At 42.4% G+C, this 26,105-nt stretch carries 19 protein-coding genes; 5 read left to right on the plus strand and 14 right to left on the minus strand.

Going from position 1 to position 26,105, the window contains the following annotated elements:
- Positions 1-177: 177 nt before the first annotated feature.
- Entirely contained in the window at positions 178-1,143 is a 966-nt protein-coding gene (locus L2747_RS16185; protein ID WP_249000044.1) for a LysR family transcriptional regulator, read from the minus strand.
- A gap of 540 nt (positions 1,144-1,683) precedes the next feature.
- Here L2747_RS16185 and L2747_RS16190 point away from each other — a divergent pair.
- The 3 genes from L2747_RS16190 to L2747_RS16200 all read left to right on the plus strand — a co-directional run bounded on the left by L2747_RS16190 (position 1,684) and on the right by L2747_RS16200 (position 6,230).
- Positions 1,684-2,379, plus strand: coding sequence for a 4Fe-4S dicluster domain-containing protein (locus L2747_RS16190; protein WP_249000045.1), 696 nt, complete (start codon positions 1,684-1,686; stop codon positions 2,377-2,379).
- Positions 2,380-2,388: 9 nt separating this feature from the next.
- Complete coding sequence (locus L2747_RS16195) at positions 2,389-5,424, plus strand: molybdopterin-dependent oxidoreductase (protein WP_249000046.1); 3,036 nt, start codon at positions 2,389-2,391, stop codon at positions 5,422-5,424.
- A gap of 224 nt (positions 5,425-5,648) precedes the next feature.
- Positions 5,649-6,230 carry a hypothetical protein gene (locus tag L2747_RS16200; protein WP_249000047.1) on the plus strand — a complete coding sequence of 194 codons (582 nt, stop codon included), beginning with the start codon at positions 5,649-5,651 and terminating at the stop codon, positions 6,228-6,230.
- Between the two features lie 132 nt (positions 6,231-6,362).
- Here the strand turns inward: L2747_RS16200 and L2747_RS16205 are convergent, their stop codons facing one another.
- The 4 genes from L2747_RS16205 to L2747_RS16220 all read right to left on the minus strand — a co-directional run bounded on the left by L2747_RS16205 (position 6,363) and on the right by L2747_RS16220 (position 12,982).
- Complete coding sequence (locus L2747_RS16205) at positions 6,363-6,929, minus strand: lipid-binding SYLF domain-containing protein (RefSeq protein ID WP_249000048.1); 567 nt, start codon at positions 6,927-6,929, stop codon at positions 6,363-6,365.
- Positions 6,930-7,083: 154 nt separating this feature from the next.
- Positions 7,084-9,141: a S9 family peptidase gene (locus tag L2747_RS16210; protein WP_249000049.1), complete on the minus strand. Its 2,058-nt coding sequence runs from the start codon at positions 9,139-9,141 to the stop codon at positions 7,084-7,086.
- A gap of 128 nt (positions 9,142-9,269) precedes the next feature.
- A complete protein-coding gene (locus L2747_RS16215) occupies positions 9,270-10,160 on the minus strand; it encodes a hypothetical protein (RefSeq protein ID WP_249000050.1) in 891 nt (296 codons plus the stop codon).
- Positions 10,161-10,321: 161 nt separating this feature from the next.
- Positions 10,322-12,982 (minus strand): hybrid sensor histidine kinase/response regulator, encoded by a 2,661-nt coding sequence (locus L2747_RS16220; protein WP_249000051.1) that lies wholly within the window; start codon positions 12,980-12,982, stop codon positions 10,322-10,324.
- A 102-nt stretch (positions 12,983-13,084) separates the two neighbouring features.
- Between L2747_RS16220 and L2747_RS16225 the strand changes: the two genes are divergently transcribed.
- Both L2747_RS16225 and L2747_RS16230 read left to right on the plus strand, forming a co-directional pair.
- Positions 13,085-13,573: a hypothetical protein gene (locus L2747_RS16225; RefSeq protein WP_249000052.1), complete on the plus strand. Its 489-nt coding sequence runs from the start codon at positions 13,085-13,087 to the stop codon at positions 13,571-13,573.
- 2 nt (positions 13,574-13,575) lie between these two features.
- A complete protein-coding gene (locus tag L2747_RS16230) occupies positions 13,576-14,616 on the plus strand; it encodes a hypothetical protein (RefSeq protein WP_249000053.1) in 1,041 nt (346 codons plus the stop codon).
- A gap of 278 nt (positions 14,617-14,894) precedes the next feature.
- On the opposite strand, the gene L2747_RS16235 is transcribed toward L2747_RS16230, so the two are convergent.
- From L2747_RS16235 to L2747_RS16275, 9 genes are all read right to left on the minus strand, one after another.
- The gene (locus tag L2747_RS16235; RefSeq protein ID WP_249000054.1) at positions 14,895-15,845 is read right to left on the minus strand and encodes a hypothetical protein; all 951 of its coding nucleotides are present in this window, start codon (positions 15,843-15,845) and stop codon (positions 14,895-14,897) included.
- 139 nt (positions 15,846-15,984) lie between these two features.
- Entirely contained in the window at positions 15,985-17,421 is a 1,437-nt protein-coding gene (locus L2747_RS16240) for a DUF3131 domain-containing protein (RefSeq protein ID WP_249000055.1), read from the minus strand.
- Positions 17,422-17,438: 17 nt separating this feature from the next.
- Complete coding sequence (locus tag L2747_RS16245) at positions 17,439-17,765, minus strand: Hpt domain-containing protein (protein WP_249000056.1); 327 nt, start codon at positions 17,763-17,765, stop codon at positions 17,439-17,441.
- A gap of 34 nt (positions 17,766-17,799) precedes the next feature.
- Entirely contained in the window at positions 17,800-19,077 is a 1,278-nt protein-coding gene (locus tag L2747_RS16250) for a glycosyltransferase (protein ID WP_249000057.1), read from the minus strand.
- 157 nt (positions 19,078-19,234) lie between these two features.
- Positions 19,235-20,128, minus strand: a complete 894-nt coding sequence (locus L2747_RS16255) for a hypothetical protein (RefSeq protein WP_249000058.1) — start codon at positions 20,126-20,128, stop codon at positions 19,235-19,237.
- A complete protein-coding gene (locus L2747_RS16260; protein ID WP_249000059.1) occupies positions 20,125-21,507 on the minus strand; it encodes a DUF3131 domain-containing protein in 1,383 nt (460 codons plus the stop codon). Before L2747_RS16260 ends, L2747_RS16255 begins: the two co-directional genes overlap by 4 nt.
- A gap of 14 nt (positions 21,508-21,521) precedes the next feature.
- Positions 21,522-22,916, minus strand: a complete 1,395-nt coding sequence (locus L2747_RS16265; protein WP_249000060.1) for a DUF3131 domain-containing protein — start codon at positions 22,914-22,916, stop codon at positions 21,522-21,524.
- A 10-nt stretch (positions 22,917-22,926) separates the two neighbouring features.
- Entirely contained in the window at positions 22,927-24,252 is a 1,326-nt protein-coding gene (locus L2747_RS16270; protein ID WP_249000061.1) for a DUF3131 domain-containing protein, read from the minus strand.
- Positions 24,239-26,095, minus strand: coding sequence for a glycosyltransferase family 2 protein (locus tag L2747_RS16275; RefSeq protein WP_249000062.1), 1,857 nt, complete (start codon positions 26,093-26,095; stop codon positions 24,239-24,241). Before L2747_RS16275 ends, L2747_RS16270 begins: the two co-directional genes overlap by 14 nt.
- Positions 26,096-26,105 lie beyond the last annotated feature (10 nt).

Raw genomic sequence — 26,105 nt, forward strand, 5'->3', positions numbered from 1 at the left:
TCACTATTTATTTTTGTAGCAAGTACGACATTGATATTGCTCTGTGAGTTGGCTTGCTTCAGGCGTAGCAAACGCTCACTCGGTTACACACGTTTTTCTGGTAAAACTCCTATAACTGCAAACTCATGATCTCTCATCGATCTAAGTTCGACTTCCCTATGGATTTAACTAACGACGCTAGTCTTCACTTGCTAGACGCCACTCTCTTTCTAGTCCGCAAATGAGTTTTGATTTGACCCAATTAAATGCGGCCGAATGGTTGGTATTGCCAAATAACACATAGTTACCAATCTCGCGATTTTCTCTACGGCGAGTTCGGCATTTTTGCGCTAACTCGTCTGGCAATTTGACGTAATCAATCCCCGGTAGCATGTTGACGAATTGACGGGTGAATTGATTACAGCTCAGAGTTATTGCATCACTTTCGCTTAAAAGGCGCATAGCTGAGGCTAAACTGTCGGTATAACCTTCAACATCCATGCATAAGTCTTTCTCTCGACATAAGTTGACTAATAGTGGGCAACTAAGATCATCGTAGTTATCGATTTCTAAGCAGGGATAGCGAGAGAGGTTTTCGAGAGTAATTGCTTGGCTTAAAACGGGATGATTGCGCTTGGCAAGTATATATAGGCTATCGGTTTCGCTAAACATTTCGTAGTTTAGGTTTTTACCATTGAAACCTTCGTACACCACCACAAAGTCCATGTCGCCATTAGCCAGTGCCGTAGTGCAATCATGAGTGAGTACTCTGACATCAAATCTTAGATTTGGCGCTTCATTTAAGATATCTTCACGCACGACTTTCTGCACTGCGTAGACAAACTCATCGTAGGCATGAATTACAAATTGCCCGCCAGATTCAGCTGGTGTAAATACCGAATGCTGCATTTCAATTTTTTGATATTGTTCTACTAAACTTTTAGCCATTGGGATCAGTTGGTGAGTTTTTTCTGTGGCAACAAAACCTGAACAACGTCTTATAAAGAGAGAGTCTTTAAATATATCTCTTAATATTTTAAGTGTTCTGCTTACACCAGAAGCTGTCATACCTAATTCATTTGCAGCCTGATGGCTTTGTCCGTGTTCATATATAGCAATAAAGACTTTTAATTGGTTGTAATTTAATAGGTCTATTTTGTTCATGACAAATGCCTGCTGCAATAATTAAATTCTATAATCTATATAAGAGTTATAATGTGCAGTGTTATATGTCACATTTTTAATAAGCTTATTTTTGTAACTTTGATATATGTCTCGTGTTTTACATATTAAGATTAGCAAATATCAGAATGTGATATTTGCAGTTGATATATATATGATCTTTAAACTCAATAGCTAAAGAGTATTTATCGATATAGCTAAAAATACCTGTAATGCCCGGAGTTACTGTATCTTATTGTTTTTATTTGTATATATATCTACTGTTGTGTTTGTGTTTTATCAGGGTAATAGTGTTGATACGTTTTGTTGCATATATATTCTGGATAAATAAATGCCTGAAAATCTACCTTCCAATTTTATTTCATAAAATTTCAAATTATTTTCTTATTGTGACCTCTAGTTGATATTCGTTTGTTAGATTATGTCGTTGTTTATATTTTTGTGTTTTTGAGTGTATTTTAAATATAAAGATTTTATAAGTGAGTAAATTAATATTAGTCACTTTTATAATAAGGAATAAATATGTTGGATAGACGGTCCATATTAAAAATGGCTGCTGGTGGTGCAATGTTAACGCTGATCCCCAGTGCTCAACTTCAAGCTAAAACTTCTGGTAAAAGGTTAGCGATGGTGTTTGATGTTCGCCGTTGCACTGGGTGTCTATCTTGCACAGTGTCTTGCGCTATGGAAAACCAAACTGATGCAGGGCGTTGTCGTACTCGGGTGAATCAAGCTGCCATTGAAACATCAACTGGCTTTGCGACACTGGCGGTACCTAACCAATGTAATCAGTGTGATAACCCTGCTTGTGTTTATGTTTGCCCTGTAGAGGCGACTTATAAACGCGAAGAAGACGGCATCGTAGTGATTAACCATGATGAATGTATTCATTGCCAACTATGTGTTGATGCATGCCCTTATGGCGCTCGCCGTAAAGACGACACCTTTAACTCACCACCTGAGAAGTGCAATTTCTGTATTCATCGTACATCGGCTGGTTTACTGCCTGCATGTGTTGAAACCTGTATTGGTGAAGCGCGTAACTTTGGCGACCTGAATGATCCCACTAGTACTGTGTCGAAACTTGTTCGCGACAATAAGGTATATGCCATGTTGGCTGCTGAAGGGACAAAGCCAAATATTTTCTACATAGGTTTGCCTGAACAACCGCAGGACAAACAGATTTTGTCTCTTAACTTTCTTGAATGGCAACGCTAGGAGCTGACAATGGACAGACGTAAATTTTTAACTCAAGCAGGCGTTGTTTCTGTGGCTGCTGCAACAGTAGGCTGCAGTGATAAAAGCTCTCCAATTCATCCAAGCCGCAGTCAAGATGTGAGTTGCTTTGGCCATCCTATTCCGGCTGAATGCCAGCAAGACACTAAGGGTGATTGGCAGCTCACACCTGGCATACGTACCGCGTATTCTCGTTGTTTTAGTTGCTACAATATTTGTGGCTTACGTGTACGTATTGATGACAAGAATGACAAAGTGCTAAAGGTGGGCGGCAACCCTTATTGTGAGAATAACTCTGGCTCTCCATTACCAATCGAAACTAGCGTTAAGCAAAGCTATATAGCATTAGCAGGCGAAAAAGGCCTAGAGAACCGAGCGACCACCTGTGCTAAAGGTGCAAGTTGTGCAGACTCTGTTGATGATCAGCGAAGAGTGACTCAAGTGCTTAAGCGTGATGGAAAACGGGGTGAAGGTCGTTGGATCACGATTAGTTATGAGCAAGCCTTACAGGAAATTTTACAAGGTGGTGATCTGTTTGGTGAAGGTCATGTTGAGGGCTTGCGTAGTTTGCGCCAGCTCGATAAGCCAGCTAAACCAGGTTTCCCTGAATTTGGTAGCGCGGCCAACCATCTATTTGCAACTTATTGCGCCGAAGATACATTGCGTGGCAGTTTTTATGCTCGTTTTATGCAGCAGGCTTGGGGCACAAGCAATTTGGGTACGAAACATGCGTATTGCGGCGCTGCGCAGGCAACAGGCTATAGCCTAGGCATGGCCGCTGGCTTTGAAGAATGGCTTAATGATGTTGACTGGGAAAACGTCGAGTACGGTTTATTTATGGGAACTAGCCCAGGATCTTCAGGGGTTAGTCTTAACCGTGTTGGCCGCGGCCTTGCTGATAGCCGTGTTGATAGAAAGTTTAAGTATGTGTGTGTCGACCCATTGCTTCGTACCACAGTGGCAGCAGATACTAATGCCACTTGGTTAGCTGTTAAGCCGGGCCAAGATGCCGCATTTTCTTTTGGTGTTATTCGTACCATGTTAGAAGAGGGCTGGTTTAATAGAGTTCACCTTGAAGGTGCGAGTGAAAAAGCGGCTAAAGCCGCTGGCGAACTAAACTATACCAATGCGGGGCATTTGGTTATTACTGATCCTAATCATCCTGATTATCGCCGTTTTGCTAAGGCTAAGGACTTTGGTTTAGGTGATGATGAAGCCATTATTGTAAAAGCTGGCAGCAATAGCGTGGTCTCTGCTGAAAGCGGTGATAAAGCTGAGTTATTTGTCAGTAAAACCCTTAAAGATAGTCGCGGTAAAAAAGTGCATTTGGCGTCTTCTCTTTACCTATTAAGAGCTGAAGCTCAGCGTACGAGTATGAAACAGTATGCAGCGAAATCTGGCATTAGTGTTGATGCGATGCGCCAAGTGGCACAAGACTTAGGAAAATATGGTCGTAAGGCCTGTGTTGCAGGTAATGGTGGCACTAATTCTTCAGACGGTTTTGTAATGGGCTGGATCTGGGCGACTTTAAATACCTTAGTCGGCAGTCATGACGCTAAAGGCGGTGCAATTTACGGTAATGGCCCAATAGGCGGTATGGAAGGGCGCTACGATTTAGCCAATATCGATAACGGTGTCAGCCTTGACGGCGTAGTCAATGCTTGTCGTGATGGCGCTTATGAGTCATCAACTGAGTACAAACAAAAACTAGCTAAAGGGCAAAACCCTTATCCTGCTAGCACACCTTGGCATGAGGTTTTGCCTGCAATGAATGCTGCAGAGCAATGGACTAGCCATGCTAATAACGATCCTTATCAGGCCAAAGTGTTATTTAATTGGCGTAATAACTTCCTCTATAGCGCGGCATCGATTAGCCAAGAGGTCGTAGCAAGTATTGCAGATCCTAAGCGTCTACCTCTGATTATTGGCATTGATTGCCATATGAATGAGACGAACCGTTACGCCGATTACTTTATTCCAGACCGTTCCATGCTTGAAGAATATGCAGCAGATAGAATGTGGGGCTCGCATATGTTAGGTGTGGTGGCCGCTGCGCCACTTGTTACTCCAAGAACCGAAAAAAATGCCGCTGGACAGCATGTATGCATGGAGCAGCTATTAGTCGATATAGCACTCGATATGCAGTTAGCTGGCTTTGGTCAAGGTGCGATTGCCCATGAAGATGGCACAAAAGCTGATTTGCTTTGTTTTGAAGATTGGCATGCTAAGTATTTGGCGAACGTGGCTGCGCAGTGTGAAAACTTGCCGACAGTAACTGCTGAAGATAGACATTGGGCTGGGCTTTCATACGCAATGAAACCGTTAACACCTAGGCTTAATGCTAATGAAGCCGCTGAAGTTGAGGCGTTATTATCGCGCGGTGGTTATTACGTGGCAGATGAACGTTATGACGGTGATTTTATTAAAGGAGCAGGCCCTAAGTGTTTGCAGCTTTATCATGAGGCAGTTGCCCAGTTACGTCATGCCTATTCTGGTGAGCGCTATCCGGGCACGATAACTTATCATGAGCATAGGTTCTGGAATGGTGATAGTTGGGAAAGCCACTGGCCTGCAGCTGAGTATCCGTTGCTGTTCTCAAGTTACAAGGCTACAGTGCGTTCAAACTATGCTGTAGCGTATAAGCGTATAGCAGAGATTAGCCCAACCAATTTTGTGTTTATGCATGAAGAAACAGCCAAGCAGCAAAACTTAAAAGACGGCGATACTGTAAGGCTGGTAACAGCGAATGGCAAACCTGCTGAGGGATTGTTGCAAACTGACTTTGGCGTCGCGCCAGGCGCAGTGTGTGTATCCCATGGTTTTGGTCATTCACAGGGTTTTGGTGGTGATGACCGGGTGATTAATGGTGAAAAGCTAGCTGCGCTAAAAGAGCGTGCCGGTGGCGTTGCGATTAATCAAATGATCCCATCAGATCCTACTCGTAAACAATCTGCAAGTATGCTTAATGACTACTGGACTGGGGCAAACTGCCGTCATGGTATTCCGATCCGTGTTGAGAAAGTGTAATGGCGTTTTAAGATTGAAAAGAGTCTCGAAGCTAACAAAATAACAATTAGTTAGCTTCGAGATAGACTGATTTGTCCGGCTCAAAATTTTTGTTTTATCCTGCAACCTTCCCCTCAGTATTATGTTTGGCTGAGGGGCTTTTCTTCTATTTAATCAAAGCAAATTGCTTCAGTTAAAATTTATCTCTTTGTGATAGTGTTAGTCACAAATCATCGGAGATAATAATGAAAACAATAAAATACTCAGGCCTCGCGTTAGTGGCTGCTAGCTTTGCAGTACCAGCAATGGCCACCACAGTTGAACAGAATGCTTTTTTCGATAACCTCGCAGCGCACTGTGGTAAAGCGTTTGCAGGTACTGTGACTGCGGGCAATACCGCAGATTCGGCGTTTAGTGGCAAAGAGCTTATCATGCATGTGCGTGAATGCAGTGATACTGTACTTAAAGTGCCATTCCACGTAGGTGACGACCACTCTCGTACCTGGGTGATCACTAAAACGCCTTATGGGTTGCACCTTGCACATGATCATCGCCATCAAGATGGCACTGAGGACAAGGTGACTATGTACGGCGGAATGACTGCTGATATGGGCAGCGACACTGAGCAGTCTTTTCCTGTTGATGCTTACTCGATTAACAACTTTAGAGAAAATGGTTTAGATGTGTCGGTGACTAACGTTTGGCATATGTATGTTAAGCCTCAAGAATTTACCTACCGCTTAACCCGTGAAAATCGTGACTTTAGAGTCGATTTCGATCTGACTAAGCCGGTTGCTCTACCTCCAGTACCTTGGGGTCATAAATAGTGGACTCTTATCTTTTTAAGGGATATTAAGGTATGGAAATGACCTAGGTTCAAGCTTTTAATGGCTAGGTCCTAGGTCCTAGGTCCTAGCACTACTTTCCGTCTTAGCTTGTTCCTATAACCTTCTTGTCCCCTACTTCTCTTCAAAAGTGAATGACTGTCCGGCAAGTGCAGCTTCAAACATCAAACCGCCTTTTGCGACAGTAAACACGGCCATACCGTTAATGTAGGCGGCCTTAGCTGCGCTCTTACCTGCGCCAGCGGAATTCCCCGTTGTTCCTGCTTGTGCATTGGCACCAATATTTATGGCTACTGCCGATGCCTGTGCGCCAAATTCAAAACTGCCACTGGTGAAGTCTTTATAAGCCGCTTCATCTTTAAAGAAGATAATCTCACTGTAGGCTTGGCCGCCTAGCTGAAAACCAAAGGAAACCTGAGTTAAACTGGTATCACCGGTATACGCTCCGCCTTGATAGACTTGGCCTTTACCGTAAGCGGCACCAATACCAATACCACCTTTACCCACAGTGGGAAATAGAGCATAACCGTAGGCGTTATTAAAAAATTTCTGAGTTTCATTCGCTTGTTGAAAAGTGCTTTTAGCTTGGATATAGCTATCTTCAGCTAAAGCTTGCGGGGCTAATAGAATACTGGCAAGCAGACATAAGCTAGTGGCAATTTTCTTGATAAAGTGAGTCATTCCATTCTCCTAATCTTACAAACAGGCTAAACCTTAGCATACGCTTACTGAACGGAAAGTGAATGGCTTTTACTCAGACTAATTGAAACATAAAATAAAAGCGCCACTGCAGGCGCTTATTATACTAATTGGTATTATTTAGAGGGGTCAGTGCTTATTCTACAGGCTTACCGAGCACGTAGTGATTAAACCATTTCTGATCCCATTCCATCTTAGCTTTACGATGTTGGTACTTGCTTAGACCATGACCTTCACCAGGGTAAACCACTAACTCTACAGGTACATTAAGGTAGTGGTGCAGGGCGCGATATAAGCCTTGGGCATGACCCAGTGGTACGCGTTGGTCACCTTCACCGATGTGGATTAAGGTTGGGGTTTTAATTTTGTCTGCATAGGTTAACGAAGAACCATGGTTGTATGCTTCAGGCTTTTCCCAAGGTAAGCCCTCCATAAAGTTAACTACGTGGCCAGGGGTATCCTCAAGGATCCACTGCAGACGTTGATCAAACACACCTGCCCCTGAGCTTGCTGCTTTGAAACGGTTATTGGTACTGATTAGCGCGTTAGTAAGGTAACCACCGTTGCTCCATCCCATCACCGCCATCTTGTCACCATCGACAATACCGTTAGCGATGAGTTGATCGACGCCAGCCATAATGTCTTTGACTTCGATATCGTGTTCACGGCCAACCAGATCGGTTAAAAACTTATCGCCATAGCCGGTAGAGCCGCGATAGTTAGGCGATAATAATGCCCAACCATTGGCGGTAAATGTCGAGCGACCGTAAGATCTATGCTGCAGTGCATAAGGGGTGGCTGCAGTTGGTCCACCGTGGATCTGTATGATTAATGGCAGTGGGCCATCTTCTTTTTTATAGTCAGCAGGGAGGTCTAAAATCCCTTCAACTATAGCGCCGTCTGGTGCGGTCCACTTTACAATTGAAACTTGTGGTAGTTTCCAGCTATCAACTTGAGGGTTGATATTCGTTAGACGCTTCGGTTTAGCGCGGCTGCTATTGGCATCGGCAATAAACATATCAGAGAAATGATCTAACCCATTGTGGCTAAAGGCGACAGACTTTCCATTTTGGCTGAAGCTGTAACTACCTATCACCATATCGCCAGGAATAACTGTGCGGGTATCGCCTTGTTCGCCATCATCTATTTCAGTACAGAACAGTTTAACTCTGCCATGATCGGCGCCACGGTAGCAAAGTTCATCGCTATTAGGTCGCCAAGTTAAATCGCTAGCAGTGAGAGTTACGTCGCCTGGGCGGCTTATCTCTAATGATGGTTTGTTAGTTGCGTTAGCATCTGCAATGAACAGCTTACCTGGATGACCATCAAAGTCGACTCTAAAGGCTAGTTCTGTATTATCTTGCCATGCAAGCCCAAGCAGCCAACCATAAGGAGAGGGTGCATTGTCACGCCATTGTGTATCTACTATTACGTTATTTTGCATGGCCTGAGTATCGTAAACTTCAATGTCTGACCAACCCTCTAAAAATACCAATTCGTTATCTGTCGTGGTGATACGGGCTATCTTGCTGTCATCTTGGCTAACCTTGAATTCCCACACCACTTTGTCATCGTCTAGCACTAATTTTTGTTTGAAATGCTCAAGATCGAGTTGATATAAAGGGTTGGTTGTTTGCTCGCCGTGGCCATATTTAGGTGCGCTGTGGCTAGTACGCATTGCTGCCCATTGGTCGTCATCAGTGGTGATTTTAGTGGCTAAAAAGTAAAGGCTTTTTCCGTCATGGCTGAGCTCAAACCCAGCAACACCTTCAGCTTCTTTAGTCATCGGCTGACTGTTACCATTGTTAACTGACAGACGGAATACTTGAGTCTTGCCGTTGTAAGGTGCTTTCGCACCTTCTTGTGCTACTTTTCCTAAATAATAAACATACTCACCGTCAGGGCTCCATTGTGGGCTAGACTCGCTTTCATTGGTGAAGGTCATGCGTTTTGACTGACGAGTTTTGGTATCGAGTAACCATAAATCACGTTGGCTTTTATTTAGCTCTTTGTCCCAGCGAGATTCTAACCAAACTGCTTTTTTGCCATTAGGGCTAAGTGTTACTGAGCCCATGTTACCAATATTGAAGAAGTCATCTATGGTGATATCGTGAGTTCGATCTGCCGCTATGGCGGAAAAGCTGCTACCGACTAGCGCGGCAGCAAGCAGAGAAAGCTTGTGTGCTTGCTTCATGTATTGTTCCTACCCTTCAAATAGTTAACTTTTATTGTGTTGTTATTTTAAGATCTGGGCTCATACACTAGCGTAAGTTTTGTGCGGTTGGCTATGAAATTGTTGTTTGAGTGCTATAAGGTTAGCGATTAGGGCTGGGGCGGCTTTGGGTGATGTCTATCTTCTTGCATTAATTGTTGTAGATAAGCGAGCTCCTCGGAGTTGAGCAGTTGTTGGCTCGCTTGCATTGGCTTTTTTGGTTGTTGTGCTAATTTTCCGCGTAAAAATGCCGCACGAGTTATTTGTTTAAGACCGTAAATAGCTAAAATATAAACTGTGAGCAGTAATGTTAATTTGGCTGCGGCTTGGTTGATGGTGAAAACTTGGCTTGAAAAATAATAGGGCATTATGATGAGAACAACGCGAATTAACCAATTACTCATTAATGCCAAAGTGAGCACCAGTAACCAGCGAAACTTAATGTCTTTTAAACTATCTTGATGAGCACGAGATACCCGCCCTGGGTAACGTATGAGCATTTTAATGATGAAGTAAAAGTATAGGGTGGTTTGGATAAATAATACTGCTGGGAGCAGCATGCTCAAGATAGTTAAATCACTAAGTCTTGGCAGTTGTTCTAGGGGCGCTAAACCGTAACCTATGACAATGCGCAAACAGGCAAGCATAACTAATATTGCTATTATTGTTGCGGGATAAAAGTGCCGAGAAAAGCCAATTGGACGATTAATATCATTTAAGCTGCGATCACAATATAGATAGAGCAATGGCATCATTAAGAAATAGACTGGAATAATAAAGATAAACAATAAGTGTAGCGGGGCTGGAGCGTTATCACTCGTGAATAACCCAGTGAAAAAATACACAGCCATAAGGCTAAATATTGCCGCTAGAATTTTATGATTACCACTGCGTTCATTATAAATATAACGAATATAGAGGCCTAGCCCTAGGCAGTGAAGACCGCCAAGCAAAGAGACCCACCAATAGCCTTGAGAGAAAAACTCATCAAATTCATTCATGTATTTGCTATTTCAACCTATTGCCTAATGATATGCAAGCGTTGAATTTATCGACAGTTATGTCAGCGCTGAATAGTGCTAATGGTTTTGGACTTTGGCCTTATTCGCTTGTATGCGCTGAACATTTATTGTCGATAGCTCTAGGTTTAAGTGTAGAGCATTTAGCTGGCCAATTTGGGAATAGCTTTTAATTTATGTAGCAGCGCCTCTTTTTTAAAAGGTTTAGCTAAATAGTCATCCATCCCGGACTGGTAACATTTTTGAATGTCTTGATCGAGCACACTAGCGGTTAATGCAATAATCGGCAGTCTATGCTGGGAATGATTGCTCTCCCATTCTCTAATCTTTTCAGTCGCGGTAAAACCATCCATAACTGGCATCATACAATCCATTAAGATCGCGTGAATAGCTTCTCCAGTACTAATGAACTCATAAGCTTCTTGGCCATTGTTGGCAATAATAAAGTCAAATCCAGCCTGCTTAATAAGTAAAGATGCAACCTTTTGGTTAACAAGGTTGTCTTCCACTATAAGGATCACCACATTTATTTTTTCAGCTGTTTCGGTTTGTTGTTCAGAGCTATAGTATTCACTAGAGCGCTGTTTTTTCCTTAAATCTCTACTTTCTAAGCCATTGTGAATTGCATTTCTAAAGCGATTGCCCAGTAGCGGTAAGGTTACTGTGGCGTCCATATTTTCTAATGCGCGTTTTTCTGTTGGGGTATTGATTGCAATGGTAAAAATATCTTTCTGTTGTAACAGTTCCGGTAGTGTTGCTATTGCATCACGAGTCGATGCAAAATTGTCGACAAATAATAGGTCGAATGTTTGCTTATCTTGCTGTAGGTCGAAGCAAGACTGGTAATGATAGTTAAGACTAAATCCTTGTTGATGGCATTCTTTATTGAGCTCCTCATACAGCTGAACATTGCTGGAAATTAACGCGGCGGTCAGGTCTGTGAATTGATTTGATAATGGCTTTTCCATGGTGATGATTTGAGAGCGTAAGTTAATAGAAAAACAGCAACCTTCACCTTTTACCGAAGTGATGCCAATAGTGCCACCCATAAGTTCAACTAGCTGCTTACAGATAGCTAGCCCTAGCCCTGTGCCGCCGAACTGACGGGTTATAGTGTCGTCTTCTTGGGTGAATGGAGAGAAGATATGTTGTTGTTTATCTTCGGCGATACCTATACCTGAGTCATGAATACTGATTTCCATATCGGTATACCCAGCAGCGTCATTTTTGCAAGCGACAACAATCTTGATCCCTCCTTCATTAGTAAACTTCACCGCGTTAGAGAGCAAGTTCATCAGTACTTGTCTCATTCGGTGTTCATCAAGTGAAATGAGGTAAGGAGTGTTGTCATCTATCTCTACATTTAAGGTTAGTTCTTTCTCTGCTACTTTAGCCAAAACCATAGTTAAGGTGTCGTATACAACCTCGGTGATATTGGCGTCAGAATTGGTGATAGACAGATTGCCAGACTCAATTTTAGAAAGATCGAGAATATCGTTAATTAGCAATAGTAGGGTTTGTGATGAGGTTTCGATAGTCTGCAGGTATTCATTTTGAATAGCTGTAAGTTTTGTCCCAGCCATAATATCTGACATGCCTATAATGCCATTGAGTGGTGTTCTAATTTCATGAGACATATTGGCAAGAAAAGAGCTTTTTGCTTGGTTCGCTTTCTCGGCTTCAGACTTTGCGCGTAAGATTTTTTGTTCGTTTTGGTGACGTTCTAAAATAAGGTTGTTTAGCTTTCCGGAGAAAAAGCTGAGTTCATCGTGACCGCTTTCATTAATTTTGTAAGAATAGTCATGAGTTTCTTCAATTTGCGACATGGTTTTAATGACATGCCGTAAGTAATTGATTATTCGGTTGTATAGATTCGCTCCAATTAATCCAATTAGCAATAACGAGACGAATAAAGCGCCACAAAATAGCATTATTAACTTTTTGGATTGTGCTATTTCATTGTGAATATTGCTGGTGAGCTGCTTGGAAAACGTGTTGACCACATATTGAATCAAACTTAAACGTTGGCTAAAGGCCGTTAAACTTGCTTTAGGGTCATTCGCTAAGTTTTCGCGATTTAATATATCGCTTCTTAGCTTATAGCTTTGCTCAAAGGCTCTATCAGAAAATGTATTCAGTAGTAGAGTGACTTGTTCTGGTTTGGCGTTTATATCGATAAAGCGTTCTACATAAAGCTGTTGTCGTTCAGTAATAGTATTTAATTGGCTGAGTAGTGCAGTGCTATTTCGATCTAATAGTAACTGGTTTATCAGCCACTTTTCTTCTGTAGACCATAGAGATAGCCACTGTAATTGATACAAAATTGCTAGCTCACGGTTTATTTCTTCGTTAACGTTAGAGCGATCCTTTTCCAATATTGTTAATGCTTGGGTTTGTAACTCACTCAGCCAAGTTGACCAATCTGCTAAACCATCGACTCCGTCTTCCGGTAATTCATCTAATGCGCTGCGAGTACTATCGAGCCAAGATTGCATTTCTTGAATGTGAATTTTAGAAAAGGCTTTTGGCAGTAGTGTTTCAAGTGATGTCAGAGATTTTGAGTATGGGGACGTCTCTGTATAAGCGTTGTCTCGAAATAAAGTTTCGCGTGCTTGGTTGATACTGTTATTAAGCTGGGAGAAAGATTGCAGAAAGTCTATTTTACTATTGAGGGTATTTAACGCCTGAACATTATTTTTTTGCTTTATGATTTCTAATCCAGATAAAAACGAGGCAAAAATTAGTGGTAAAAGCACTAAAGCCAGCATCCGTGTTTTTATTGAAAAGTGGTTCAATAAGTTCATTTCTACTCCATGAATTGAACAAGTTAGCAGCAATCTTGTAGTTTGATCTATGCTTGACTATATTCAGCATAGTACAAAAACTATCTAGGATTGAGGTTTTTAATGTTTAAGGGATTAAACGAACTCACTCGGCTATGTTATGGCCGAATACTGATCTTACTTTTATTATGCTGTGCCTCACCTAGTACACTCGCTGCAGTTGTTGACGATGGCGATGTTGAGTTTGCAATTTTTAGTCTCAATAACGACTTACCTCCTTTAAGTAAAAATAAAGCTCGAATGCTTTATCGGGGAAAATCAAAAAAAATATCTGGCAGTTTGAAGATTATTTTGGTCGATCTTCCCGAAACTTCTATTCATCGAGAAGATTTTTATAAAATGCTATTAGGTAAGTCAGTTTCCCAAATGAATGGCTATTGGGCGGGGTTAGCTTTTTCCGGTAAAGGTTCTCCGCCAGAAGAATTAGATAGTGATGATATAAAACAAATTTTAAAATGGCTGAACGATAACCCTAATGGCATAGCCTATGCTCCAATTGAATCTGTACCAGAAGAAGTCAATATATTAATAACCGTGCCACAGGGAGAGTAGCCATGTTATTTAGACGAGCGCCTTTAATTATCTTATTGTCGATGCTGGTTCCTACCCAAGTAAAAGCAAGTATTGAACTTACCGACAACATTAATTTAAGCGGATTTGGGTCAACCGCGATCAGTAAAAGTGACAATCGAACGCCACTATTTATAAGCCGAGAGATAACCGATGAGGTCTGTTATGACTGTGACACCATTTTTGGTTTGCAGTTGGATGTTGATATCTTTGAAGGTTTTACAGCTTCTGGACAAGTGGTTAAACGAACCCAAGATAAATGGAGCGATCCTGAATTAGAGTGGGCCTATCTATCCTACGAATATGATGATTTTGAGTTTAGAGCTGGGCGTTTACGTTTACCGCTTTTTTTAGTCTCTGAATATTACTATGTTGGCCAAGCTTATCCTTGGGCGCGTCCGCCGCAAGAGGTGTATGACAGTATCTTAGGTTTTACTTCCTATGATGGGTTATCGGTTGCCTGGAACCTTGAGTTGTCGGATGGCTTATTACTGACAGTATCGCCTTACTATGGCTTTGAACGAGTCAACAAAGTCGATTTAGGTGTTGTCGCATTGGAGTTTGATACTGATTATATGGCGGGTATCTATGTTGACTTGGTTGGATTCAACTACCGTATTCATAGCGGTTTTATGCAGGCGAAATATCAACAACGCCCAAGCCCGATAGTAGAAAAACTGGATGTATATACTTTGGGGGGGGAATATAGTTACGATTCTTGGCAATGGATGGCTGAAATTGAAATTGATCGAATTCAAACTAATTGGTACGCCTCTATTATCTATGCTTTCGATGCATTCTCTCCTTATTTCACTTACGCCGAAAGCCACCAGTCTCGTAAAAGTAAGGCGGGGACTTTAGGCCTAAGATACGATGCAACCTCGAGTATTTCATTGAATTTAGAATACCAAATGATTTTTTCTACTGAGGAGGGCAACCGCGGTCAATTTGTCACGTCGCCATTAGTTTATGGTGAAAGCTCTGATGTCGACCTCGTTACCCTTAGCGTTAACTTTGTATTTTGATTATGGAAGACATTACATTTTGGCTTAGTTTTTATCTGCTGATGTTAGTGCTCGCTATCATCATAGGTTATAACAAGGGCAATGTTGTGGCGGGAGCACTCCTCGGCTATGTATTGGGTCCGATAGGGGTTTTATTACTATTGTTAAGTAAAGACCGCAGAATGTTGCCTTGCCCAGAGTGTGCGACCAAAATACATCGGCATTCTTATTTTTGTCCTCGGTGCCAGCAAAAGGTATTTAATCGTTTGAAGTGATAATCCAGATTGTTAGTGGAATGATTAGAACTTAAATGAGTAACTAATGCTGATAGAACCATCTTTAAAGCGGCCGGTATCAGGCCCTCTATCTGCACTATTCCAGCGATTACCTGAGTAATTATTATATTGTATGGTAATTGTGCCGGGTTGCCAGTCAAAATAGCCAAAACCATAAGTGAAGTCGGGGTTCCATGGTTGTTTCTGCGCACTATCTAAATAATAAAATGCAGTCGCGTTGACATACCAATTCCCGATAATCGAATATTTACAGCCCAAACTGACGGTTTGATGTTGGGTTTTATATTCAACACTTTCTAAATCGAAATACTCAGGCGTGTAGTTATAGTCAATTTGGCAGCCTATGGCGCCATCATCAGTAAATGATAGCCAGTCAATAAAGGGTTTAGTCACAGGAAACTTCCAACCTAATGACCAAGTTCCTTGAGAGAACTCTGTACGCCTAAACCCTTTGCTTGGATTGAAGCGGTTACCACCGTAATTAGAGTAAAGTAGGCTAAAGGTATAAGGACGCCAGTCACTATAACCAAACACATAGGTGAAGTCGGGGTTCCAGGCTTGCTGCAGTTCTTTATCAAAATAGTGATAAGCAGTAGCAGATATAAACCAATTACCTATGATGGCATACTTTAAAGATAGGCTGGCGGTGAAGTTTTGATTGCTGGGACCTGTCGTCGAGTTTGCGGGTAACACTGCGGGGGTATCCACCAGCGGATAACCTAAATTGACGCTAGCACTCCAGCGTTTATACCAAGGTATGTCAGCATTCCATTCCTCTACGGGTAGCATAAATGAGCTATTTATACCCTTCCAAATTAGATCCGAGTCGCTTGTTGTGGTGTCATCTTTAATAGGCTTTGCTGTATTGAGAACAGCAGCTGGATTACTCTTGGGAGCATGTTTTGCCATTTGGGTCTGATGTTCATTGGCCCAACACGATATTGTGGCTGTCATTGATGTCATTATGAGCAATTTTTTAGCGTATTGCCTACGGCTACTCGTCCCTGAAAAGCGATTTATCAATGGTGCTTCCTTGATGTTATCCGCGATAAGAGTGTAAAACATTCTATGTTTACTCTTGTTTTATTCAGTATTAATTTCGCGACTTATTGCTAGACATTTCCGCTTGTAAACCTCTAGTGTTATCGGGCAATAAAATTGATTGTTTATTGCGAGATTTATACCAAAGACTAACTAATATCAGTGAGTTAGTATTTATATTATAGGCGGTATTGGTTTTGCCGTTAGCATAAAGGCCTGTAGGAATGACTGTGTGCCGAGCACTGTTACTTATGACTAAATCTGCGAGCTGCTGACTATATGGTTCATCAAACAACACACTCATTGCAAAAGCGGCTTTATTACTAAAGGTCTGCTTGTCATTAATTGGTTTACCGGAGTGAGATACGCTCTGCCAAGGTGAGCCTTGGAAAATAATATTGTTGTACAAAAACCAAGGCGACTTACTCAGAGAATCTTCTGCAAAAGCAACCAATCGATTGTTCGTTGCAGCGTGTTGCTTATGTAACTTATAGAGCTGTTGTAGTTGATTCCAACATGAGTCTTGGTAACCGAGTTCTATCGCGTATAACACGTAGGGATCTAAAGTGAAAAAAGGTAGGTTACCTTGGTCTATTAATAGAGAAATACCCTCCAAATCAATGCTTTCAAGTTTGTAGCATTCAAATGCGGTATCGACATTTAACCCTGCTAATCGATAGCCCGTTGCGGCATATTGTAGGTAACCTAAGCGACCTTCTTGACGAAAGTATTCTCTTTGGGCGGTGAGTTTTGTACCGTATAGATTACCCTGTTTAGTTGCGCGTTCTAGCTGCCATTTATTCTGCACCTGGTTGATTTTTTCGATTAAATAAGGCTTGTGGCGCTTAAGGATTTCAAGCCAAATATACAGTCGACCCAGATCTAAAGCTGACCAGCCGTTGCCATTTGATGAGGTTTGGCTCATACGTCCAGAGGGGAGCGCTGTACGGGTGTTATATTGGCGATTGGGTAAAATGTTTTTATATAGAGGGAGTTTAATGAGTGTATTGAGCATTTTTTCGAGGCGAAAATGTGTAGATTGTTGGCTGCTCATCTCGAGAGCTTCAAGTGCTAACAAACCTGCGATACCACTAGCTACATCCCACATAGTTGCGTGACTATAGCCTTGTACTGAGTCGATAAGCCCTGTTGTTTCGTTCCAGTTTTTATCAAAATAGCGCTTAGCTTTATTGATTAATAATCTATCATGGCGGTTCAATTGTGATACTTGCGACGCAACATCGTCGGTTAAGTTGGTCTTGCTTAATGTTGCTTGTTTTGTTTGCTGCTTATCAAATGTTGGGTTAGGAATAACCGAGCGGCGTTGGAAGTGTATTTTTACCGGAGGAGAGGGATTAGGAGTTTGTTTGATATTACGCGAAATAGCTTGTGCTGGAACTATTTGGGCTGATTGTTGGCCAAAACAGTTTAAAGTAGCAAAGAGTAATAACGCCGCCAGATAGCATTTAACTCTCTTAGGTTTGGCCATGTCTTATCAGCCGCTATCTATTGAAACATTGTTTTAATTTGCTGATTAATTTGCTGTATTTCATTACAGAGGTTACTGATGGCGCTTTCCTCGGGGATGGAACCTGCTTGAGAGCTTGATTCTACAATTTGCGCTAAACTCATGGCGTCTTTTGCACATAAGTTGCTGAACATCCCCTTTAGCTCGTGTGAGATTTTAAATAAGCCATCAAGATCGTCGGTTTCATACCTTTGTTGAATGATACTATCGCTCTGGCCGTACTCTTCGAGATAGATGGTAAGAAGCATCTCAACCATAGAGTCATCATCGCCACATAGCGCTTTTAATTCATCAACTTTTATCATGCGTAAATCCTTTGCATTATCGACAGATTGGAGATTATAAATTGGACTCTATAGCTGACATTTTTACTTCAGTTAGCCAAGCCGATAACGCTTTGGGGCTCATTAATGTTTCGCTACCTAATTCGCAATCTTTAGCTTTGATGAGTTCATCTGGAAGTTTATCTATGATGATTTCCAGATCTGCCGTGCAGCGAACATGTTCATCAATCAGCTGCGCCATCTCTTTGCTGTAATGAATATCTCTTGCTCTAAGTGCGGTAACCAAGCCTTGAAGTAGAGTTAACCAAGTGCTCATTGGGCCTTGAGTTATTGAGGCTGATTCAGCGGCAGAATCAATAAAAGCAAATGGCACGGTAACAATTTTGAGATTGTGCTGCATTGCCGCTAAGATCCAGTCCGTATCAAATGAGAAGTCAAAAACACTAGGCTTGGCTAAAATGCAGTGCAGCGCCTCACGGCTAAATAATTTATAGGCAGCTTGAGTGTCGTGGATCCCTTGAGAAAATATACTGGTTCCAACCATTCGTTGCATGTGCCGCAGGGTTTTAATGCCTATCCCCCAGCGCTGTTCTTGCTTTACGAGCACTGACATAGGGTGTTTTCTATTTCCTAAAACAACTTGTGTATGTTGCTCAATAAACGGTTTTAAAATCAGTCCCAGTTGCCCCATATGCACTGAATTATCTGCATCGGTATAGAGTACTGCATCGACATTGTCCTCTAACGCCTGCATACAACCATGAATGATTGCACCACCTTTTTTGGAGTCATCAACGTGCTGTAATTTAGCTAAAGGCCCTGAATCAGATTTCACACCATCGCTAAGTTTAAGAACGTTTATCTTTACGCATTGGTCTGAATGGCTTGCGATACGTTGGGCTATATCATAGCTGGCGTGAGGGCAGCCATCGTCAACAGGGTATAGCCGCCAGTCTACTTTGGACTGTTGGCATACCCACTGCAATTGCTGAACTTTAGTCAGGAGAGAGTTTTCACCATTTGGATTGGCACTGGACTTACCAAGTAGGCGATGGTTTTCACCCCACATGGCAAACACGATACCGACGATAATAGGTTGTTTGATTTGCTTAATTGCTTGTCTAGAAAGCACAAGCTTGACCGCAAGCTTAAAGGCTAGCGGGCAGTCTTCTTTTTGTGCCAATTGCAACAACTGTTCTGGGGAGGTACGTTGCAGATCGAGCAATGAGTCAGCTAGTTCAAGTAAGGCATCTTGATGAGTGGGTTCAGTTAAATCAAATTGATTACTTGCGGCGCGGTACAGTTGTTCAAGATCTTCTCTTGGGGTCATCATAATGAATCCTTTCATCGCAGTTACTCTTCCTGAGGTGCGACATTCTAGCTCTGAACGATAGCAAAAAGCCGCTACTTCAAGGCTAGTAATAAATCCTTAGAACAGCAAGTTTACTTGTAATTTCAACAGTAATTTTAAATATCTTGCATTGGCTGAGTTAGTTTTGTTTGAGTTCTACGTCGGCATCATCTTTTTCAATTGAGGTAGAAGTAGATGTGTCGGGTACGGGCTCTATTTGACGCCTTTGTATCGCGTTGACCTGTGGGTTTTGTGCTGTAGAACGATTCCCTTTTGCCATAGGGCTTTGCTGCGCTGCTGTAGAGATTTCGTTAGCAGACGAGTCAACTTGCGGATTTAGTTTGTCAGCTTGCGAACTGCTGTTGGGCATTTTTTTGGGTGCCAAAGTAAATGATGGCTGCTGAGAACCCGTCGTTTCAATGCCTGATAGTTTTTTATTACCAGCACCTTGTTCTGTTTGCTCAGTAGAATAAGGCATTGGGGCAATCACATTACTTTGCTCATGCCGGTTTAGTCCTAAGCGCGGTGAGCTGAACTCAAATATTTGTAATTTATCATCCCATATTTGTAAAGCACTAAGCTCCAAGTCAAGGGAGGCGTCTATACCAGTATTGATATCGTTGACCTGCATAGCTACAGAAAGTTGGGTATTGGCGGTTTCGAATCGTTGATGTAGTTGTTGTTGTAACTGTGACCAATTAGTGCCACCAGTGAGTAAGTATCGCGTACTGTCAGCCCAATATTGATAGGCTATTGGATCTTGTGCTTTATCTGCGGCAATAGCGGCTAAGGATACTGCCAAGCCGGCGGATTGCCACATCTCTTGCGGTGATAGTTGCTGTGAGTTAGTCATAAATAAAATACTGAGTTGATGCCAATGCGCTGCAGCTTGATCATAAGCGCCTTTTTTTAAGAGGTAATTCCCTTTACTGAATGGCTTTAAAGATATGTTTTGCGGTACGGCATATACCACTAGGGTAAACAGCAGGCTTAGGCTGGCAAAAGTGATTATCCAGCGATAGCGTTTACTCATCTGAAAGTCTCCATTAAGCATTTTCCTGGATGGTCAAAGCGGGAATTAAAGCGAACATCACGGTACTCCTTGTCATCATTGGCGCGATAAAGCTTGCCATTGCTCTTGTATAAAAGAGCCTCTAAAACTCCGGCATTCGTTTTGAGGGTTATGCTTTTTTCGTAAGCGCTAGAGTTTTCATAACGTCCCTCATACCAACCGCGTTGTGGGTGATACATCTCTTGCACAAGCGTCAGTAACTGGTCCGTGTATGCTGTTTTCCATAACGCCCACATTTGAAATGCAATACGCGTAGAGACTAAAGCTAAATGGTCGTGACTACTGCCATCTTCGGCAACGGTAATCCATGGGGTGCCTAAGGCGTAAATAGCGTCATAGACAAAGTAAGGTTCACCTGACACTACATGCTCACCTCGTGCGGTGTAAATGCGCTCTTTCTCCCAGCGGCTTTGCTGCACTAAATAGACGGAATCAGCCATTGCCGCTAGGCTTTTGTTACTATGGTTAGCATCTGAAGAATTTAAATCGTCAATATCATCCCAATTGAATTCGAGCCCGAGCCAGAGATACGGGGTGCTAAATACTGGTCGCAATACGTCAGTGAAACGCGGGTCCCTGCCGTCAAAGAGTAAGTCGATACCATTAATGGTAATCACTTTGTATGGCTCTAGATTGATGTTTCTATGGGGAATTATTCCCCAATCTAAATATCCGTAGGAGGCGTACTCTTCAATACCTAACCTGCCTTCTTTGTAGCGATGTACTTGGTTTGATGAAATATTTCCGCCGTATAACTCTCCTTCATCAGACACCAAGTTACAAAAATTCCAGCGTAAGACCGCTTTATCGATATATTCGGCAAATTGGGCATTTTTTTGTTTGGTAATAGCTAAAGCAATTAGCAGGCGACCGATATCTACGGCTGACCAGCCTAGCTCCGCTGGTTGATTAGCATAGTTCACCATACCTCTATGGCTGGTGGAGTAGACTTTATTGGGCACGCCTTGACGGGTTAATGGCATGTTGGCGAGAAAATCGATTGTCATGGTGAGACGCTCATCATGCTCACGCGATGTGATTAACTCGAACTGTTTTGCAGCTTGCAAGGCGATAAGGTAGTCAGCGAGTGAAGTCATATCCATGGTGGGGTAGTTATCGATAGAGTTGACTAAACCTGAAGATAATTGAGTGTTGTTTGAAAAATAGCGCCATGCCGTATTAGCCCATGCAAGCTCTTGCTCGCTGAGTTCTCCGTGCCGCCCTTGGCGAAACAGCTGTGATTGACTTACCCCTGATGCGCTCGATTGCACTCCTTGATATATGAGTCCACAACCTTGTAGCCAAATCATAATGAATATTAGCGCTGTGTACCTTTGCATATAACGCTTACGCCTTATTGTGATAATGACGGTTTAGGTAGGCATTGGTTTTGATATTCAAAAGGGTTCTGTAATGCTTTATCCCATAAGCTAGGTGCTGTTTGGGTTTGGTATTGCAACAGCTTCCCCTGTTTTTTATAGAGTAAGATCTCGAGTAAGATCCCGTTATTATTTGACGTAAAGGTGTCGATTAGGCCTGTGCCGTTTTCATAAATTCCCTCGTAAAAACCTTTCTCTCGATCATAAACATGGCTGACATGCTCAAATAGTAAGTCGGTATATTCAGTATCCCAAAGAACCCACATACCCATAGCCCCTTTTATTGCTACCGCAGCGTATTGGGGTAAGAATTCTCCTGCTTCTGAAATCGTATTCCAAGCAAAGCCATCAGTGTAAATGGTGTCGTACACAAAATAAGGCGGACCAGCGAGTTGGTGCTCAGTTCTGGCAGTAATAATGCCTGTTTCGTGGTAACGCTTTTCTTGTACTCGATATATTTGTAGGGCAAAGTCGGCAATCCAGTCATGGGTATAGTCATCATTATGAGCAGATCTATCACTGGTGAGATCCCACCCAAGCTCAATGCCATCCAATACATAGCTCTCCGTCACAACATAACTATGGGCCTTTAGTTTACGAGGGTCGCGCGTATCATAGGGGATATCATAACCATACATATTGATAGTTGCGTAGGGTTCAGGCATAAGGGCTTGCTCGGTATTAAAGCCCCACAGCTCAAAGCCCTTGGCTGCGTATTCCTCATAACCTAAGCGACCTTCTTGCAGGTATTGCACGGCTTTACCTGGTTCAAGTAATGCGCCAAACATGGTGCCGTTTTTATCAACGACATTACAGAAGTTCCAGCGTAGTACTGCTGAGTCAATAGCGCTAGCATACTGAGGAAACCTGTGTTTAATGATGTGCAACCAGATAAGTAGTCGCCCCAAATCTAATGCCGAGTAGCCAATTTCTCCAGGCTGGTTGGCGTAATCAACTTTTGCTGCATTTTGGGTGTTATAAGCTTTGTTGGGCAGCTCACCCATAAATAAATCTAGGGTATTCAGAGTTGTAATAAAGCGAGTAAAACGTCGATCAAACTCTTCTTTATTAATGATGCCAAATTCTAAAGCGCTGACCATTCCGGCTAAATAGGATGAGGCATCCCACCAAGTCACCGAGGGATAATTGTTTACCGCATTCACTAATCCTGTCGATTCTTGGTAATTATTTTCAAAGTATTTCCAAGCGATAGTCGCCATTTCTAGCTCTTTTTCTGTTAATTCACCAGAGCGCGGTTTGGGAGTATTCCAATGGGTGTGGCGTTTAACAATATCATTGGAGAACCCTTGATAACTGTTACCGCAAGCAGTTACAGTTGCCGCTATACATAAGAGTAGTGCTAGTCGCATATTGTCCCCTTTATTGTTGGATATCAGCACCAATATTCAGTAGTGCGCCACTTTGAATATAAGCAAGAGACTCTAAGACAATGCCGTTGGTATTGGCCGTCAGTGTTTTATTTATTTCGCCATTACTTTCATACAGGCCGGAATACCAACCTTCAGAATCAGAATTAAGTTGATCGACACCATTGATTAGCTTGGTGGCATAGGGGGTGTCATACAGTGAATACCAGCCGAATGCGGCTTTGGTAGATAGCGTTTTAAAAGCTGAAGCATCGGCACCTGTATCTGTAATTGAATTCCATTTTTTACCGTCAGAAAAAACCGTGTTGTAAACAAAATATGGCGCTTGGTCGATATGATCCTCACTCACAGCGGTTAATATACCTTGTTGCTTAAAGCGTTGTTCTTGTGCTTTATAGACCCTATAAGCAAACACCTTAGAGATACTGTCGCCGCCAAATTCGATGCTGTCTAAGATATATGACTCACTAACCACGTAGTTGTGAGCATGATATTTAGCTGGGTCGCGGCTATCGGTAGGGATATCGATACCATTGATTTCGATCAGTTTTAAATAATCGGCATATTTGAGGGCATTAAAAACATCTCGCCCCATTAAACTTAGTGCTTTAGAGGCGTACTCCTCATATCCAATACGGCCTTCTTGGACTAGCTCTAAAGCATTGCCCGTTGAAAGGCGGGCGCCATAGAGGTAACCATCTTGGGTCATGGCTTCAATTTGCCAGTGCTGGAGTACGGCGTTTACCTGACGGTTAAATCTCGGATACTGCCAAATGAGAATATTCATTGGTACTAAAATGCGACCAATATCAATCGCCGACCAGCCAATACCGCCCTCTACAGGGGTATTGTCGTAGTCAACCATGGCTAATGTTTGAGTGTTGTAGGCTTTATTAGGCAGCTCATCGCGGACCAATGGCAACCTCGCGAGTGAGTTGAGTGCTTTTTCTGTTTTCAGGCTGAACTCTTCAAAGCTAATGATATTAAGCCTATGGGCAGATATCAGCGCCATTAAATATGATGCAGTATCCCACATCGTCGTTGAAGGGTAACCATCAACTGAATTAACCAAACCTGTGTTGTCTTGGTAGTTATTCTCGAAATACTGCCACGCAATGTTGGCCCATTGATACTCTTGGTCCGTTAAGACTCTGCTTTGCCTAAAAGGAATGGGTTCACTTGGCGTAAAGGACAGATTGCCGAGTACCTGGTTGTACTCTCGAGTTTCAATGCTAAATGCAATAACTAGCGCGGTGAATAGGCCTGCTAAAAAGACAATATGATGGCGTGCTTTAACCCATGAGCTAGTCGATTCCATAGTTTAACTCCTCTACATTCACTTGGCTGGTGGCATTGGTGGTGGGTGGTGACCAACAGGCTGCAGCGATCATCCCCCACATAGCCATCATGTTATTGATGGCCCAAAAGCTATTTAAAATAAGCCCGCCTAGTGAGTAATTGCCAAAGGCTTGTGTGCTGTAGGCATACCAGGCAAACCCCATACTGACTGCGCTCAATGCTAATACAGCAATTTGTGGGATGACTAAGTGTAAAAAGCGGCCTTGTTGTCTGCTCTTAGGTGTTGTTGGAAAACTAATTTTCTTGCCACGTAAAACAGTCCAAAGGGCTTTTAAATTCACTGGGAAAAATGATAAGAAATTGGTCTTTCCTTGGTAACCAGCAACTCCCCAAGTACCAACCATCATGGCTAGCTCTGCGGTAATCACAAAGGGTAAAAAATGCATGTAGAAAGTCGTGTCATAAGCACTAACAGGTGCAATACTTGTTAGGAAATAAACGATGGGACAGGCTAGGAAAATGATATTCCAGATGGCTGATAAATTAGACCAGAAGCTCGCCCCATACATAAACTTTTGCTTGAGACTCATGCCTTTTTTAAACAAGGGGTTATCGTTCATAAAGATATCGATAGAGCCACCAGAATACTTGAATCTCTGTACCGTCCAGCTTTGCAGATCTTGAGGGGACAACATTTTACTTTCTATTTTCGGGTGTTGAATTGAACGCCATTGACGCTCGGTATCGCCATGAAGAATGAGTGATGTATAAATATCTTCTGATACGTGGAATTTATAAGGGGTGAATTCAGTATCAAAGATGATCTCCTGACGTAGATTATTCGAGATGCTGCTATCGACTTGCTTCTCTTTAGTCAGTTTGCGTATCTGTTTTTCTACCGCATCATGTTCCTGGCTTATCTGGTGACTATAGCTACGTAAAGCTGCTTCCATAACGGCTTCCCGGCGGTGGATTGAACCAGCACCACAGCAAAATGAAGCGTTAGCCCAATTGCGTCTTCTCTGAATGATGTCGTAAAACATCTGTGGGTCGTTAGCGAATGGATCTTTACCTAAGGTGACCGGACCATAAATTTTTTCAATGGCACTACCTAGCCAGCCAAACGGAGTACCTAAACGACTTTTTAGCCATAGTGGTAAGCGCTCTCCTGCTGGTAAATCAAAGAACCATTGCGGTGTTTGTACCCAAGCCACATCGGCATCTTTAAAGTAGCCCAAAGTGTTTTCTAATAAAGACGGGAATGGGCGGGTATCTGCATCACAAATAACAATAAAATCGCCATAAGTTTGCTCTAAGGCATTACGCAGATTACCGGCTTTGTAACCTACATTATTGTCTCTGGTGATATATTCAACCTGCATCTTTTGGGCTAGCTCGGCCATTTCAGGGCGTTTGCCATCATCTAAAATAAAAATTCTAATCTCGATGTCGTGTGGGTAGCGTACCTTAAGAGCATCTTTAATACTCAGAGCGACCAGTTCAGGTTCTTCATCGTAAGTTGGAAACAGAATATCAACGCTTAACGGCCTATCTTCCATTGGCTCATTGATACATTGATTGATAGATTTTGGGGGACTTTGTCGCGGTTCATCTTTAGTTTTCCAAAGATTAAACGTAAAGAGTATTGTGCCAATGAAGGCACAAGATTCAGCGAATGCTAGTGGCAGCGAAAACCACATGGCATCGTAGTTTAATGCAAATCCCCAGCGCCAAACGAGATACCAAATGCCTAGGCAGATATTACAGGTCGCCAGGTATTGATAAAGTAACTCTCTCGGTAAACTATAGGGAGTTGGTTCGGGCGGCTTGCGCTTTTCAAACTCATTGAAGTAAAAATCCATTTAGCCTTCT

It is taken from the genome of Shewanella marinintestina, from assembly GCF_023283845.1.
Lineage (GTDB): Bacteria > Pseudomonadota > Gammaproteobacteria > Enterobacterales > Shewanellaceae > Shewanella > Shewanella marinintestina.